This window comes from Leisingera sp. ANG59 (genome assembly GCF_013317235.1).
Taxonomy (GTDB): domain Bacteria; phylum Pseudomonadota; class Alphaproteobacteria; order Rhodobacterales; family Rhodobacteraceae; genus Leisingera.
Genome location: NZ_WLCM01000010.1, coordinates 52,276 through 66,531 on the forward strand (window position 1 = coordinate 52,276; position 14,256 = coordinate 66,531).

The window sequence follows — 14,256 nt, forward strand, 5'->3', positions numbered from 1 at the left end:
AACGGCGCCGGTAACGGGCGCCGTTTTCCTTTGGTCCGCCTCTTCGCTCAGGCAAACAGTTCGTGAGCCAGCTCCAGCGCATCAACCAGCGTGTCGATTTCTTCCTTGGTGTTATAGAGGCCAAAGGACGCGCGGCAGGTCGCCGAAACCCCCAGGTGATCCATCAGCGGCCCGGCGCAGTGATGGCCGGCGCGCACCGCGACACCTTTCTTGTCGAGGATGGTGGAAATGTCATGAGCATGTGCGGCACCTTCCATGGTGAAGCTGAAAATCGCGGCCTTGCCGGGTGCTTGCCCCTGCACATTGATCCAGTTCAGGCCGGTCAGCCGCTCCATCGCATAGTCGCGAAGGCCGCCCTCGTGCTTGGCGATGTTCTCCATGCCAAGCTCCATCATATACTCCAGCGCCACACCCAGGCCGATGGTCTGCACGATGCCCGGCGTGCCGGCCTCGAACTTCATCGGCGGATCGTTGTAGATGACCTGCTCCTTGGAGACTTCTTTGATCATGTCGCCGCCGCCGATGAAGGGGCGCATCTCGGCCATGCGCTCAGGCTTGATGTAGATCGCGCCGGACGCGGAGGGGCCATAGAGCTTGTGGCCAGTGATTGCATAGAAATCGCAGCCGATGTCCTGCACATCGACCGGCATGTGCACCGCGCCTTGCGAACCATCAACAAGCACCGGAACGCCCTTGGCATGAGCGCCCTGGGTAATCGCCTTCACGTCCACAACCGTGCCCAGCACATTGGAGCACTGGGTAACAGCCACCAGTTTGGTCTTGGGGCCAATCTCGTCGATCACCTTCTGCGGATCAAGGCTGCCGTCATCGGCCACATCAACCCATTTCAGCACCACGCCCTGGCGTTCGCGCAGGAAGTGCCAGGGCACGATGTTGGCGTGATGCTCCATCACCGACAGGACAATCTCGTCACCGGCCTCGAACCGCGGCATCGCCCAGCCGTAGGCAACCAGGTTGATGCCCTCGGTGGTGCCGGAGTTCAGCACGATGGTGTTTTCATCGCCCGCGTTCAGGAACCGGGAAATGATACCGCGGACGGCCTCATATTTTTCGGTCGCCAAGTTAGAAAGAAAGTGCAAGCCGCGGTGAACGTTGGAATATTCCTCGGCGTAGGCCTTAGTGACTGCGTCGATCACGGCCTGAGGCTTCTGGGCCGATGCGCCGTTGTCGAGATAAGTCAGCGGCTTGCCGTTCACCTCCCGCGACAGGATCGGAAAGTCGGCACGGATTTTGTCCAGGTCATACATTTTCGGGAAGTCCCAGATTGGCTGGGCCGATCAGACCCACGATAAAGAGAAGGGCAAAGACCAGGATCATGCTGGCCATCAATACCACCCCGAGCGAACGCCAGACGGAACCGAAACGGTGCGCCGCATTGACGAAATGCAGGAGGATGAAGAACACAACGATATTGGCTGCAATATTCAGCAGTGCAGCCAGCGAGGGCATCACCAGAAAGACAACCACGATGGCGCCATTCAGCCCCGCTTGCAGCAGCTGCAGCCAGGTGACGAGCGCCAGCAGCGCGGGCAGGTTTCCCTGGCCGCCCAGCCAGCGGCCGGTCGACGACAGCATGGCGATGAAGCAGAGTTGCAGCGCCAGAACCATGGCGAAATAAACGCCTGGCGTGAACCGTGGCAGCAGGACCTCTGGCGGCAGCGGAAACAGGATTTTCTGCAGGGTGTAGACGAAGGTGTTCAACACCACGGACAGCAGAAAGGCGGTCCACAGCGCCTCCCTCGGCCAGTCCCGGGCCAGGATCTGCTGCGCTGCATCACGCGGTGATTTCAGCGTCAGCAGGGCAAAGGAGGCCAGCGCATTCATGGCTTGGCCCAATAGCCCTGGACCATGCCGGATACCCAGAACCAGAAGAACACGGCGCACCAAAGGGCCCCCACCAGGTTCAATGCTGCGCCGGGGCCGATGAAACCGGCCACCAGGCCGTTCAGCAGCATCAGCGGGCTGGCCGCCAGGAAAGCCCAGAACAAAGCCAGCCGCGCACGGTAGGCATCGCCCTGCCCGCCCATGGCGCGCGCAATCCAATGGGCGACCAGCGCCAGCACATACAGCAGCAGCGGCGCGATGAAGACCAGCGCCAGCAGTGATCCGCCCAGCAGCATGTTCAGCTCCTGGCCGGTCAGATGCGCCTCGCGCGCCAGTTTCGGCATCTGCGCCACAAAGGTCAGCACGCAGCCTGCAATCAGGAACACCAGCAGCCGGTCCTCGCGGGCGCCCATGCTCAGAAGCCGCGCAAAGACCTTGCGCGGCCCCCTGTAGGTCGCGGGGATATCCGTGGTGACGGACATCAGCGGCGCCGGGCCAGCCAGCCTTCGAGGCGGGAGACGATGTCGGCCGCGATCTCGGGATCCTCGATCTCGTCAACCGCTTCGGCCAGGAAGGCCAGCGTCATGAGGTCGGTCGCATCCGCCTTGTCCACACCGCGCGACCGCAGGTAGAACAGGCCTTCCTCGTCGATGGCGCCGGAGGTGGAACCGTGCGAGCAAGCCACGTCGTCGGCGTAGATCTCCAGCTCAGGCTTGGCCAGGAACTGGCTGTCTTCGTCCAGCAGCAGCGACTGGGAAATCTGATATCCGTCAGTCTTCTGCGCGCCTTCCTTCACCAGGATCTTGCCCTGGAACACGCCGGTGGCACCGTTGCGCAGCACCTTCTTGAACACCTGGCGGCTTTCGCAGTTCACCGCGTCATGAGTGATGAACACGGTGTCATCGTGATGGAAGTCGCCATCGCCGACGCAGGCGCCCGCGATATGGGCAACCGCATCGTCGCCGGTCAATTCAATCACCGCCTCATTGCGGGTCAGCACGCCGTTCACGGTCAGGGTGAAAGACTTGAACACCGACTCCTTGCCCAGGCGGGCAAACAGATGGGTCGCGGCGCGGCGCTCGTGGTCGCGGCCCTGGGCGCGCACTAGATGCAGCTTGCCACCATCGGCAATGTCGATCTCCATGCACTTATTGAAGCGTGAGGCTGCAGGGCCGTTCTCCAGGACCGTCACCTCGGCACCGCTTTCCACGCGGATCACATGGTGCAGGATCGCGTCGGAGTTTTCGTCCGAATGCACATAGGTGAAGTTGATCGGCTTAGAGACCTTGCCGGTCACCCGGATCGCCACGCCATCAGTTGCAAAGGCGGTGTTCAGCGCCGCCAGCGGGCGTTCCACCGGGGTCTGGCCGCGCGCCTCGAGAACGCCGTACAGGTCCTTGGCCCAGTGAATATCCTTGCAGCAGATATCCTCAATCCGGTCGATGGTCAGACCTTCGAGGTCCAGATCATCAGAGGCTTCGGCGTCAAACACGCCATCCACAAAGACAATATTCAGGCGCTCAAAGGCGTTGAACATCGGATCTTCTTCGGCATGGAACACAGCCGCCTTGGGTGCCTCGGCCTGCACCAGGGTGTCCGGCTTGGTGTATTTCCAGTATTCATCGCGGCGCGACGGCAGGCCCATGGTCTGCACCCGGGACAGCGCTGCCTGGCGGGCCGCCTTGAGGCAGCCGCTTTCCGGCAGGGTCAGCGCCATCAGCCGCGCTTGGGTTGCGCTTTGCTTGACTTCGGCCAGGGCCATTTACGCCTCCTCTGCCAGAATGCCGGCGTAGCCGTTGTTCTCGACTTCCAGCGCCAGCTCGGGGCCGCCGGTCTTGACGATACGGCCGTTTGCCAGGATGTGCACCACGTCCGGTTTGATGTGGTCCAGCAGGCGCTGGTAGTGGGTGATTACCAGGAAGCCGCGGCCTTCGTCGCGCAGGGCGTTCACGCCATCGGCCACCAGCTTCATCGCGTCCACGTCGAGGCCGGAGTCAGTCTCGTCCAGGATGCACAGCTTCGGCTCCAGCATCGCCATCTGCAGGATTTCGTTGCGCTTCTTCTCACCGCCGGAGAAGCCGACGTTGACCGGGCGCTTCAGCATTTCGGCGTCGATCTTCAGGGTCTTCGCCTTGGCGCGGACTTCTTTCAGGAAGTCAGAGGCCGACAACTCTTCCTCGCCGCGGGCCTTGCGCTGCGCGTTCACTGCGGTGCGCAGGAAGGTCATGTTGCCAACGCCGGGGATTTCCACCGGGTACTGGAACGCCAGGAACATCCCCGCAGCGGCGCGCTCTTCCGGCTCCAGCTCCAGGATGTCTTCACCTTCCAACTCGGCGGAGCCTTCGGTCACTTCATAGCCGTCGCGGCCCGACAGCACGTAGGACAGGGTGGATTTGCCCGAACCGTTCGGCCCCATGATGGCATGCACCTTGCCGGCTTCGACCTTCAGATCGACGCCTTTCAGGATCTGCTTTTCCTCGTCTTCCAGTTTGACGTGCAGGTTCTTGATTTCGAGCATTTTTTCCTCGTCTCACATGTCTTGCAGGCCTGCGGCCCGCGATATTCCCATGGCCCATCGGGGCCGTTTCATTCCTATCCCAGCACCACCGCGGTGCCGCTGGCCGAGACCATCAGCATGGACTGCCCGACCACTTCGTAATCCAGATCAACGCCAACCACGGCGTTTGCGCCCTTGGCCCGGGCACGGTCTTCCAGCTCTGCCAGCGCGGTTTCGCGCGCGTCCTGCAGCTTGCTTTCATACGCGCCGGAGCGGCCGCCGACGATATCGGTGATCGAAGCAAAAACATCGCGCAGCACATTGGCGCCCATGATCGCCTCCCCCACCACGATGCCCTTGTATTCAGCAATCTGGTAGCCTTCGACGCTGTTGGTCGTTGTGACGATCATGCTCTTGCCTCCTTGCGGTGATGCCCAAGGGCCTGTCATCAGCCGACAGACCCTTCCAGCGAGATCGCAACCAGCTGCTGCGCTTCCATGGCGAATTCCATCGGCAGCGCCTGAAGCACGTCCTTGCAGAAGCCGTTGACAACCAGGGCCACCGCCTCTTCCTCATCCATGCCGCGCTGGCGGCAGTAGAACAGCTGGTCGTCGTCCACCTTCGAGGTGGTTGCCTCATGCTCCACGCGGGAGGAGTTGTTCTTGACCTCGATGTACGGAACCGTGTGGGCGCCGCATTTGTCGCCGATCAGCAGCGAGTCGCACTGTGTGTAGTTGCGCGAGTTCTTCGCCTTGGGGTGCATCGACACCAGACCGCGATAGGTGTTCTGCGCCTTGCCGGCGGAGATGCCCTTGGACACGATGCGCGACTTGGTGTTCTTGCCCAGATGCACCATCTTCGTGCCGGTGTCGGCCTGCTGGTAGTTGTTGGTGATTGCAATAGAGTAGAATTCGCCCTGGCTGTCGTCGCCGCGCAGGATGCAGGACGGGTATTTCCAGGTCACGGCCGAGCCGGTCTCGACCTGGGTCCACATCACCTTGGCGCGGTCGCCGCGGCAGTCGGCGCGCTTCGTCACGAAGTTGTAGATGCCGCCCTTGCCGTTCTCATCGCCCGGATACCAGTTCTGGACGGTCGAGTATTTCACCTCGGCGTCTTCCTCGACGATGATCTCCACCACCGCGGCATGCAGCTGCGAAGTGTCGCGCTGCGGTGCGGTGCAGCCTTCCAGGTAGGAGACGTAAGAGCCCTTGTCGGCGATGATCAGGGTACGCTCAAACTGGCCGGTGTTTTCCGCGTTAATGCGGAAATAGGTCGACAGTTCCATCGGGCAGCGCACGCCCGGCGGCACGTAGACAAAGGAGCCGTCGGAGAACACGGCGGAGTTCAGCGTGGCATAAAAATTGTCAGACACCGGGACCACCGAGCCCAGGTATTTCTTCACCAGCTCCGGGTGCTCTTTGATCGCTTCCGAGATCGAGCAGAAGATGACACCCGCTTCTTTCAGCTCTTTCTGGAAGGTGGTGCCCACGGAGACGGAGTCGAACACCGCGTCCACGGCGACCTTGCGGCCTTCTTCCGGGGTCTCGCCCGCGCCTTCGACGCCGGCCAGAATCATCTGCTCTTTCAACGGGATGCCGAGCTTTTCGTAGGTCGCCAGAAGCTTGGGGTCGACCTCGTCCAGCGACTTGGGTTTCACTTCCATCGACTTGGGACGGGCATAGTAATACTGGTCCTGGAAGTCGATCTCCGGGTAGTCGACCATCGCCCAGTCGGGCTCTTCCTTCTGGAGCCAGCGTTCATAAGCCGCCAGCCGCCATTCGGTCATCCATTCTGGCTCTTCGTTTTTTTCCGAGATCAGCCGGACGATATCCGGGGTCAGCCCTTTGGGGGCGTATTCCATCTCGATATCGGTTTCCCAGCCGTATTTGTAAGCGCCGCCTACTTCGCGGACCGCGTCCACGGTTTCCTGGTCAACACCTTCCTTGACTTGGGTCTGGTCCAAAGCGGCCATTGTCTTCTCCTCACTCACGCCGCGCGGGCGCGATGTTTCTTTTCTTTTTGCAGCCACGCATCGGCAAAGCGCAGCACATCTTCTTCCGTCGTCTGGGGCCCCAGCGACACGCGAACCGCGCCTTGTGCCGTGGCCTCGTCATATCCCATTGCGGTCAGAACCGCGCTGGCGCGCACCTTGCCGCTGGAACAGGCGCTGCCGGCGCTGATCGCGAAGCCCGCAAGGTCCATCTGCATGACCTGGGTTTCGCCCTTCCAGCCCGGCGTTGCAAAACACAGGGTGTTCGGCAGGCGCTTCTGATCCTTCCCGACAAAAATAGTATGGCTTACGCCAGACACAAGCGCCTTTTCTAGAATATTTCTAAGTTCTGCAACCCTGTCCCAGACACCATTTGCCAGATCTTTTGCAGCTGCTTCAGCTGCGGCGCCGAAGCCCGCGATTCCAATGACATTTTCGGTTCCGGACCGGCGTCCCATTTCCTGGCCGCCGCCCTTGATCTGGGCCGGCAGATCGGTGCCGCGTTTCATCACAACGGCGCCGATGCCCTTGGGGCCGCCCAGTTTGTGCGCCGAAATCAGCGCCATTTGGGCGCCAAGCCAGTTGAACGCCACCGGCAGCTTGCCAAAGGCCTGGGTCGCATCCGTCACCGCCAGCCCCTCCGGCAGCGCCTGCACGATGCCGGTTTCGGAATTTGCCAGCTGCAATATGGACTGGGCGGGATCGCTGATCCGAACCGCGCCATCCCCTGTTACCGGCAGATCCTCGACACTCCAGGCCCGTATGGCATCATGCTCCACCGGTGCACCATGCAGCCCGCGCCCGGCCAGCGCCAGCGCAGCGCCTTCGGTAGAACCGGAGGTAAACACGATATCGGCCCCGTCCGCGCCAAACGCAGAGGCCACCTGCACCCGTGCCTTCTCCACCAGCGCCTTGGCGGCCCGGCCCTCGGCATGCACCGACGACGGGTTGCCGCAAACCTCCATCGCCGCAATCATCGCAGCCTTCGCCTCAGGGCGCAGCAAGGCGGTGGCATTGTGGTCGAGGTAAACGCGTTTCATAGATACATCTTTTTGCGGATCGCTGCCGCGTCATAAGCCGCCTTGCAGCAATTGGCAAAGATTCCGCGCAGATTTTGTGCGGAACACGCTCTTTCCGGGCAGTTGGACGTGAGCTGCCTGCACACCGCGTCAGTCATCCACGACCGCAAACAGGCTGGGCACAGCCGGGCATGGGGCCAGATCGTTCTTGATCACATCCGACAGGCGGGTTTGGTGCAGAAACACATAAACATGCGCGCTCAGCCCTTCCCACAGGCGGTTGGTCAGCGATTGCGCGCGGCTGCCGGACAAGGCGCCGGAAGCCCCTGCCCCCTTGTGCATGGCATCGACAGTTTCGTCGACCGCCGACAGCACATCCACCACCCGCACCTCGGACGGAGGCATGGCAAGGCGGTAGCCGCCGCCAGGGCCGCGCACCGACTCAACCAGCCCGGCGCGGCGCAGCTTGACAAACAACTGCTCAAGGTAAGGGAGCGAGATGTCCTGACGCTTGGAAATGTCGCCCAGCGGCACCAGATCACCCTGCGGCTGCAGCGCGATATCCGCCAGCGCAACCATCGCATAGCGCCCTTTGGTGGAAAGCTTCATAATTTACCCCTCGAAACCAGGGCGCGAGTGCGAAAACATTGACCTTCCCTCCGACTGTGCGTATCTCAGCCTGACGGTGTATGGCGAGGCCAGCGCCCGTGATTAGAACTGTTCTAAGATGCCTGACCGAACCCGTCAAGTATTCTGCCGGCAGACCCGACAACGAGAGTAGGATTTTAACCGCCCATGCCCGAGGTCATCTTTCCTGGACCCGAAGGCCGCCTCGAAGGCCGCTATCACCCGCAAAAAGAAAAAGACGCCCCGATCGCCATTGTGCTGCACCCGCATCCGCAGTTCGGCGGCACCATGAACAACAAAGTGGTCTACAACCTCCACTATGCGTTCTACAACATGGGCTTCACGGTTCTGCGGTTCAACTTCCGCGGCGTCGGCCGCAGCCAGGGCGAATACGACCAGGGCGTGGGTGAGCTGTCGGATGCTGCCTCGGCACTGGATTACCTGCAGTCGATGAACTCCAACTCCAAGCATTGCTGGGTTGCGGGCTTCTCCTTCGGCGCCTGGATCGGCATGCAGCTTTTGATGCGCCGCCCGGAAATCACCGGCTTCATCTCGGTTGCGCCGCCGGCCAACATGTATGACTTCTCGTTCCTGGCGCCCTGCCCGTCCTCGGGCCTGATCATCAACGGCACCGCCGACCGCGTGGCGCCGCCTGCCGACACGGCCAGCCTGGTCGGCAAGCTGCATGAGCAGAAGGGCATCACCATCACCCATACTGAGGTGGAAGGGGCGGACCATTTCTTCCAGGAGCCGCATATGGACACGATGATCGGCACCGTGACCGACTACGTGAAGCGACGTCTGACGGAGAATACACGCTGATGGGCACCATCGAAACGCTGGCCCAAAAACTGGCGGTCGATACACTCAAGGTGCAGGACGCCAGTGGTGAAGAGCGGTTCTATGTGGAGGTCGGCCAAGTGCTCGGCGCGGCCTCCCAATCGCTCGAAGAGGCGTTCCTGACTGAAATCCGCGTGCGTCTGGCGGAACGCAAGGCGCGTGACTTTCTCAACAAGAAAGTCGCCGCGCTTCAGGCGCAGCTCAGCACAAAGGGTGAGGCGTGAGCGCCCGCCTGGAGGCGCAGTTTGCTTTTCTGCTCGAAGCCGACAAGCTTCGCAGTGTTGAGCGCCAGAACCTGATCCTCGATTGCAGCCGCCGCGAAAACTCCGCTGAACACAGCTGGCACCTTGCGCTTTATGCGCTGGTTCTGGCGCCTTTCGCTGCGCCAGAGGTGGATGTGTTCCGCGCCATCCGCATGCTGCTGCTGCACGATCTGGTTGAGATCGATGCAGGCGACCACCCGATCACCGATGAGGTTGATTGGGAGGCCGTGGCAAAGGCGGAACAAGCTGCTGCCAAACGGTTGTTCGGACTGCTGCCAGCTGATCAATGCGCCGAGTTCCTGGACCTGTGGCATGAATTCGAGGCGGCCGAGAGCCGCGACGCGCAATTTGCCAAGCGCGTGGACCACTGTCAGCCGATCTTTCAGACGCTTTATGGTGCCGCACCGCTGGACTGGCATATTGATGTGGTCCGGCAGAACCTGTTTGGCGGCCGCGCGGCTGCGCTGGAACAGAATCTGCCGGAGGCTTTCCACCACGCGCTGTCGCTGCTGGGAGAGGACACCGGCTATGACTGCAGCCGCCTGAGCGCCCGCCTGCCCTTCCTCAATGAGGCAGACAAGCTGAAGCTGGTCACCCGCGCCTCCAAGCTCGGCGACGGTTCACGGCATGAAAACTCGGCGGAGCACAGCTGGCATATCATGCTCTATGCCTGGGTGCTGTCGGAACACAGCTGCGGACAAGTCGAAGTCGACCGGGTGCTGCAGATGCTGCTGCTGCATGACCTTGTAGAGATCGATGCAGGCGATGCCCCTATCCACGGGGTGATTGATCCTGTTGCCCTTACCGCTTTGGCTGCCGAGGAACTGGCTGCCGCCGACCGCCTGTTCGGCCTGCTCCCCCCGGACCACGGCACGCCGATGCGGGCAATCTGGGAAGAGTTCGAGGCCGCGGAAAGCCCGGATGCCGTATTTGCCAAATCCATCGACCGGGTGCAGCCGGTGCTGTTGAATCTGCTGAACGGCGGCGGCAGCTGGGTCGATTATGACGTGAGCCTGCCGCAGCTCGATGCCCGCGTCGGCGGCAAGGTCAGCCGCGGCGCGCCAGAAGTCTGGACCTATGTCCGGGCGCAAGTCGAAACCTGGTTCCGCGAGGCCGGGCGCCTGTAAAGGACTGTGAGCCCCGCCGGCGGGACTGCACATCACTCCAGAAACGGTTGAAACGGCTGGGTTTCCGCGCCTTTCGGCGTCAGCGTCAGAAATTCTCCCGGCTTCAGCTCAGTCCAGGCCTCTCCGGTGTCTTCCAGCGGCTCCGACACCACCGCCCAGCCCTTCATGCTCCGGCTCCAGCGGTAGTAGACCGACGGCGCAATGCTGTCAGAGGAATAGCGAGCGGCAAAGAGCGTCCTTCCATCCGACATCGCCGCCGAAAGCCGCATGTGCGGCGTAGCCCCGCGCGTCCGGGACAAGCCCTCCATCCGGGCAACAGCCCGCTCCAGCGCCCCCTTGGGGTCTGCATCCAGGCCCTCGCGCAAGGCCAGCAGAAACAGTACTTCGCTGTCGGTGGCGCCCCTGCGGTGCTCATACAGCTCATCCGGGATGCACATGTCCGCGTGGCGTCGGAACGTCTCGAACCCGCCGACCTGGCCGTTGTGCATAAAGCTCCACTTGCCGGCGGCAAAGGGATGGCAATTGTTGCGGCTGATGGCGGAACCGGTGGAGGCCCGCACATGCGCCAGGAACAGCCGGGATTGCACCTGATGCACCAGCGCCCGCAGGTTGCAGTCCGACCAGGCCGGGTAGACATCGCGGTAAAGCCCCGGCTCAGCCCGCTGGCCGTACCAGGCAATGCCGAACCCGTCTCCATTGGTGGCAGTCTTGCATTCCACCGCTTTTTGGCTTTGCGCAATCAGCGAATGCGCAGGCGTTGAAATGATGTCTTCCAAGAAGACGTCGGCACCCGTGTAGGCAGCCCAGCGGCACATGTGACGGTCCCTATCCTGTTTTCGGGAATCAGATCAGCATTTTAAGCTAACCCCCATTATCGGGACGTCTTCCTAAGAACGTTCCAATCTACAGTCCAGTGTACCCGCGCACAATGACGTGTTCATGCACCACCGCTTGCGGATTCCGGCCTGCCCGTGCCGCATCGGGACTTCCCCGGGCGGCATAGATCGGATAGGCGGGACGTCAGACCAGCGGTTTCACCCGCGGCAAGCGCGAAAGGGAGGCAGAGATGCCGGTTCACTACGTCTACCTGATCATTGCGGTGGCAGCAGAGACCATCGGCACCACAGCGCTGCAGGCCAGCCAGCAGTTCAGCAGGCTTGGACCCTCGCTGATCGTGCTCTTCGCCTATGCTTTCTCCTTCTACATGATGGGACTGACGCTCAAATACATGCCGGTGGGCATCGTCTACGCCATCTGGTCCGGGCTTGGCATCCTGCTGATTGCAGTCATTGCGTTCATTGTCTTCGGGCAAAAACTGGATCTGCCCGCCGTCATCGGCATGGTGCTGATCATGTCCGGAATCGTCATAATCCACCTGTTTTCCAAGTCCTCAGGCCACTGATCGGCATTTGAAGGGGCCCACGGCGGTTTTCCTCTGGCCTTTGTGCGGGGTTCGGGCTATGCGCGGCCCAACTTCCTTACAAAGGCGAACGTCATGGATATGCGCAACATTGCGATCATTGCTCACGTTGACCACGGCAAGACCACCCTGGTTGACGAGCTGCTGAAACAGTCCGGCGCCTTCCGCGAAAACCAGGCTGTGGCGGAACGCGCCATGGACAGCAACGATCTGGAGCGCGAGCGCGGCATCACCATTTTTGCCAAACCGACCTCGGTGGAATGGCACGGCACCCGCATCAACATCGTCGACACCCCCGGTCACGCCGATTTCGGCGGCGAGGTTGAACGCATCCTGTCGATGGTCGACGGTGTGGTTCTGCTGGTGGACGCCGCCGAAGGCCCGATGCCGCAGACCAAATTCGTGACCTCCAAGGCGCTGGCCCTGGGCCTGCGCCCGATCGTGGTTCTGAACAAGGTGGACAAGCCGGACGCCGAACCCGACCGTGCGCTGGACGAATGCTTTGATCTCTTTGCCTCGCTCGACGCCTCCGAAGACCAGCTGGACTTCCCGCATATGTACGCATCCGGCCGCTCCGGCTGGGCCGATGCCGATCTGGATGGTCCGCGCAAGGACCTGCACGCACTGTTCAACTTGATCGTGAACCACGTGCCGGAACCCAAGCAGATCAAACGCCAGGACGACGATTTCCGGATGCTGGCCACCACGCTCGGCAGCGACCCGTTTGTCGGCCGCATCCTGACCGGCCGCGTCGAATCCGGCAAGCTCAAGGTCGGCGCCACCGTGCAGGCGATCTCCCGCATCGGTCAGAAGATCGAACAGTTCCGCGTGACCAAGATCCAGGCCTTCCGCGGCCTCGCCCAGCAGGACATCGAAGAAGCCCAGGCAGGCGACATCGTCTCCATCGCCGGCATGTCCAAGGCCACCGTGGCCGACACCATCTGCGCGCTGGCGGTGGATGAGCCGCTGGACGCCCAGCCGATCGACCCGCCGACCATCACCGTGACCTTCGGCATCAACGACAGCCCGCTGGCTGGCCGCGACGGCAAGAAGGTCCAGTCCCGCGTCATCCGCGACCGGTTGATGAAAGAGGCCGAAAGCAACGTCGCCATCAAGATCCAGGACACCCCCGGCGGTGAAGCGTTCGAGGTTTCCGGCCGCGGCGAACTGCAGATGGGCGTTCTGATCGAAAACATGCGCCGCGAAGGCTTCGAGCTGTCGATCTCCCGCCCGCAGGTGATCATGAAGGAAGTCGACGGCGTCCGCATGGAGCCGATCGAAGAAGCCACCATCGACGTCGATGACGAATACTCCGGCGCGGTGATCGAGAAGCTGACCGGCGCCCGCAAGGGTGAGCTGGTCGAGATGAAGCCCGCAGGCGCAGGCAAGACCCGCATCATTGCCCACGTCCCCTCGCGCGGCCTCATCGGCTATCACGGCGAGTTCCTGACCGACACCCGCGGCACCGGCGTGCTGAACCGCGTGTTCCACGGCTGGGCGCCGCACAAGGGCGCAATCCCGGGCCGCCGCGCCGGCGTGCTGATCTCGATGGAGAACGGCCAGTCGGTTGCTTACGCGCTGTGGAACCTCGAAGAGCGCGGCAGGATGATGATCGGCGCCCAGGCAGACGTGTACACCGGCATGATCATCGGCGAGCATTCGCGCGACAACGACCTGGAAGTGAACCCGCTCAAGGGCAAGAAGCTCACCAATGTGCGCGCCTCCGGCACCGATGACGCGGTGCGGCTGACCACCCCGATGTCGCTGTCGCTGGAAGAGGCGATTGCCTATATCAACGACGACGAGCTGGTTGAGGTGACGCCGAACACCGTGCGCCTGCGCAAGCGCTACCTGGACCCGCATGAGCGCAAGCGGATGTCCAAGGCGGCAAGCTGATCCAGATCCAAAAGGCCGCCGTTCCGGCGGCCTTTTCCGTTTCCGCCGCCGCGTGTTAGCCTGCCCGAAACGCGGAGGGCTTAAATGCGGAAACTTCAAGTTCAGGGCGTGCACCACATCACGCTGACCGGCGCCGGCAGGCAGACTTCCATCGACTTCTGGGAGGGGGTGCTGGGCATGCCCTTCATCTTCGACCAGCCCAATCTCGACAATCCGGACGAAGGCCATTTGTATTTCGACCCCGGCGACGGGCGCCTTATAACAGTCTTCACCGATGAAACCCGCACGGCAGACCCCGGCCGCACCCCCACAGAGCCCGGCTGCGTGCACCACCTTGCGTTCAATGTCAGCAAGGCCGCGTTCTCACAGGCGGTGACGCGCCTGGACGAACGCGGCATCAGCCATTCCGGCCCCAAGGACCGCGGCTTCATGGATTCGATCTATTTCAAGGATCCGATGGGCCTTCTGATCGAACTCGCCTGCTACCGGTTCGAACCGCCCGCTTTTTGCAGCCATGCCGACGTCATGATCGAGGCACACAGGATCCGCGTAGAACGCGGCGACTATAACATTCAGGAGGAACACCTAGCCGACGCCATCGAAGCCCTGGTGGCACGCCGCCAGTCCAGCCTGTCGGAAGACCGTTCCGCCAAAGATCCCTACTGAAAAAGGGCGCAGCAGCGCCGCGCCCCTTTCATCTTTCTGTTAAATACTCAAACGGCGGACCGCTTG

At 62.0% G+C, this 14,256-nt stretch carries 16 protein-coding genes; 6 read left to right on the forward strand and 10 right to left on the reverse strand.

Features of this window, described 5'->3' with window-relative positions; genetic code table 11:
* Nucleotides 1-47 precede the first annotated feature (47 nt).
* The 9 genes from GKC28_RS11320 to GKC28_RS11360 form a co-directional block, all read right to left on the reverse strand.
* A complete protein-coding gene (locus GKC28_RS11320) occupies nt 48-1,268 on the reverse strand; it encodes a cysteine desulfurase (protein ID WP_174146995.1) in 1,221 nt (406 codons plus the stop codon).
* Entirely contained in the window at nt 1,261-1,845 is a 585-nt protein-coding gene (locus GKC28_RS11325; RefSeq protein WP_174146996.1) for a YIP1 family protein, read from the reverse strand. The genes GKC28_RS11320 and GKC28_RS11325 overlap by 8 nt, the downstream gene beginning before the upstream one ends.
* The gene (locus GKC28_RS11330) at nt 1,842-2,327 is read right to left on the reverse strand and encodes a YIP1 family protein (RefSeq protein WP_174146997.1); all 486 of its coding nucleotides are present in this window, start codon (nt 2,325-2,327) and stop codon (nt 1,842-1,844) included. The genes GKC28_RS11325 and GKC28_RS11330 overlap by 4 nt, the downstream gene beginning before the upstream one ends.
* The gene (sufD, locus tag GKC28_RS11335) at nt 2,327-3,607 is read right to left on the reverse strand and encodes a Fe-S cluster assembly protein SufD (protein WP_174146998.1); all 1,281 of its coding nucleotides are present in this window, start codon (nt 3,605-3,607) and stop codon (nt 2,327-2,329) included. The genes GKC28_RS11330 and sufD overlap by 1 nt, the downstream gene beginning before the upstream one ends.
* The gene (sufC, locus tag GKC28_RS11340; protein WP_174146999.1) at nt 3,608-4,363 is read right to left on the reverse strand and encodes a Fe-S cluster assembly ATPase SufC; all 756 of its coding nucleotides are present in this window, start codon (nt 4,361-4,363) and stop codon (nt 3,608-3,610) included. It lies immediately after the preceding gene.
* Nucleotides 4,364-4,437: 74 nt separating this feature from the next.
* Nucleotides 4,438-4,752, reverse strand: a complete 315-nt coding sequence (locus GKC28_RS11345) for a YbjQ family protein (RefSeq protein ID WP_174147000.1) — start codon at nt 4,750-4,752, stop codon at nt 4,438-4,440.
* Between the two features lie 38 nt (nt 4,753-4,790).
* Nucleotides 4,791-6,314, reverse strand: coding sequence for a Fe-S cluster assembly protein SufB (sufB, locus tag GKC28_RS11350; RefSeq protein ID WP_174147001.1), 1,524 nt, complete (start codon nt 6,312-6,314; stop codon nt 4,791-4,793).
* A gap of 14 nt (nt 6,315-6,328) precedes the next feature.
* Nucleotides 6,329-7,372: a cysteine desulfurase family protein gene (locus GKC28_RS11355; RefSeq protein WP_174147002.1), complete on the reverse strand. Its 1,044-nt coding sequence runs from the start codon at nt 7,370-7,372 to the stop codon at nt 6,329-6,331.
* Between the two features lie 129 nt (nt 7,373-7,501).
* Nucleotides 7,502-7,960: an Rrf2 family transcriptional regulator gene (locus GKC28_RS11360; protein ID WP_019296280.1), complete on the reverse strand. Its 459-nt coding sequence runs from the start codon at nt 7,958-7,960 to the stop codon at nt 7,502-7,504.
* A gap of 186 nt (nt 7,961-8,146) precedes the next feature.
* Between GKC28_RS11360 and GKC28_RS11365 the strand changes: the two genes are divergently transcribed.
* The 3 genes from GKC28_RS11365 to GKC28_RS11375 are packed head-to-tail and all read left to right on the forward strand — an operon-like array spanning nt 8,147 to nt 10,208.
* Complete coding sequence (locus GKC28_RS11365) at nt 8,147-8,800, forward strand: alpha/beta hydrolase (RefSeq protein ID WP_174147003.1); 654 nt, start codon at nt 8,147-8,149, stop codon at nt 8,798-8,800.
* Entirely contained in the window at nt 8,800-9,042 is a 243-nt protein-coding gene (locus tag GKC28_RS11370; RefSeq protein WP_174147004.1) for a hypothetical protein, read from the forward strand. Before GKC28_RS11365 ends, GKC28_RS11370 begins: the two co-directional genes overlap by 1 nt.
* Nucleotides 9,039-10,208 carry an HD domain-containing protein gene (locus GKC28_RS11375; protein WP_174147005.1) on the forward strand — a complete coding sequence of 390 codons (1,170 nt, stop codon included), beginning with the start codon at nt 9,039-9,041 and terminating at the stop codon, nt 10,206-10,208. Before GKC28_RS11370 ends, GKC28_RS11375 begins: the two co-directional genes overlap by 4 nt.
* A 32-nt stretch (nt 10,209-10,240) precedes the next feature.
* Here GKC28_RS11375 and GKC28_RS11380 read toward each other — a convergent pair whose 3' ends face one another.
* Nucleotides 10,241-11,023, reverse strand: coding sequence for a class II glutamine amidotransferase (locus GKC28_RS11380; protein ID WP_174147006.1), 783 nt, complete (start codon nt 11,021-11,023; stop codon nt 10,241-10,243).
* A gap of 251 nt (nt 11,024-11,274) precedes the next feature.
* Here GKC28_RS11380 and GKC28_RS11385 point away from each other — a divergent pair, with 251 nt between their 5' ends.
* From GKC28_RS11385 to GKC28_RS11395, 3 genes are all read left to right on the forward strand, one after another.
* Nucleotides 11,275-11,610 carry a multidrug efflux SMR transporter gene (locus tag GKC28_RS11385; protein ID WP_174147007.1) on the forward strand — a complete coding sequence of 112 codons (336 nt, stop codon included), beginning with the start codon at nt 11,275-11,277 and terminating at the stop codon, nt 11,608-11,610.
* A gap of 93 nt (nt 11,611-11,703) precedes the next feature.
* A complete protein-coding gene (gene typA / locus GKC28_RS11390; protein WP_174147008.1) occupies nt 11,704-13,524 on the forward strand; it encodes a translational GTPase TypA in 1,821 nt (606 codons plus the stop codon).
* Nucleotides 13,525-13,608: 84 nt separating this feature from the next.
* Complete coding sequence (locus GKC28_RS11395) at nt 13,609-14,190, forward strand: VOC family protein (RefSeq protein WP_174147009.1); 582 nt, start codon at nt 13,609-13,611, stop codon at nt 14,188-14,190.
* Nucleotides 14,191-14,256 lie beyond the last annotated feature (66 nt).

What these genes read in the sequence shown, in the direction of transcription:
- GKC28_RS11320 (WP_174146995.1), bottom strand. Translation starts at nt 1,268, where the DNA reads ATGTATGACCTGGACAAAATCCGTGCCGACTTTCCGATCCTGTCGCGG.
- GKC28_RS11325 (WP_174146996.1), bottom strand. Translation starts at nt 1,845, where the DNA reads ATGAATGCGCTGGCCTCCTTTGCCCTGCTGACGCTGAAATCACCGCGT.
- GKC28_RS11330 (WP_174146997.1), bottom strand. Translation starts at nt 2,327, where the DNA reads ATGTCCGTCACCACGGATATCCCCGCGACCTACAGGGGGCCGCGCAAG.
- sufD (WP_174146998.1), bottom strand. Translation starts at nt 3,607, where the DNA reads ATGGCCCTGGCCGAAGTCAAGCAAAGCGCAACCCAAGCGCGGCTGATG.
- sufC (WP_174146999.1), bottom strand. Translation starts at nt 4,363, where the DNA reads ATGCTCGAAATCAAGAACCTGCACGTCAAACTGGAAGACGAGGAAAAG.
- GKC28_RS11345 (WP_174147000.1), bottom strand. Translation starts at nt 4,752, where the DNA reads ATGATCGTCACAACGACCAACAGCGTCGAAGGCTACCAGATTGCTGAA.
- sufB (WP_174147001.1), bottom strand. Translation starts at nt 6,314, where the DNA reads ATGGCCGCTTTGGACCAGACCCAAGTCAAGGAAGGTGTTGACCAGGAA.
- GKC28_RS11355 (WP_174147002.1), bottom strand. Translation starts at nt 7,372, where the DNA reads ATGAAACGCGTTTACCTCGACCACAATGCCACCGCCTTGCTGCGCCCT.
- GKC28_RS11360 (WP_019296280.1), bottom strand. Translation starts at nt 7,960, where the DNA reads ATGAAGCTTTCCACCAAAGGGCGCTATGCGATGGTTGCGCTGGCGGAT.
- GKC28_RS11365 (WP_174147003.1), top strand. Translation starts at nt 8,147, where the DNA reads ATGCCCGAGGTCATCTTTCCTGGACCCGAAGGCCGCCTCGAAGGCCGC.
- GKC28_RS11370 (WP_174147004.1), top strand. Translation starts at nt 8,800, where the DNA reads ATGGGCACCATCGAAACGCTGGCCCAAAAACTGGCGGTCGATACACTC.
- GKC28_RS11380 (WP_174147006.1), bottom strand. Translation starts at nt 11,023, where the DNA reads ATGTGCCGCTGGGCTGCCTACACGGGTGCCGACGTCTTCTTGGAAGAC.
- GKC28_RS11385 (WP_174147007.1), top strand. Translation starts at nt 11,275, where the DNA reads ATGCCGGTTCACTACGTCTACCTGATCATTGCGGTGGCAGCAGAGACC.
- typA (WP_174147008.1), top strand. Translation starts at nt 11,704, where the DNA reads ATGGATATGCGCAACATTGCGATCATTGCTCACGTTGACCACGGCAAG.
- GKC28_RS11395 (WP_174147009.1), top strand. Translation starts at nt 13,609, where the DNA reads ATGCGGAAACTTCAAGTTCAGGGCGTGCACCACATCACGCTGACCGGC.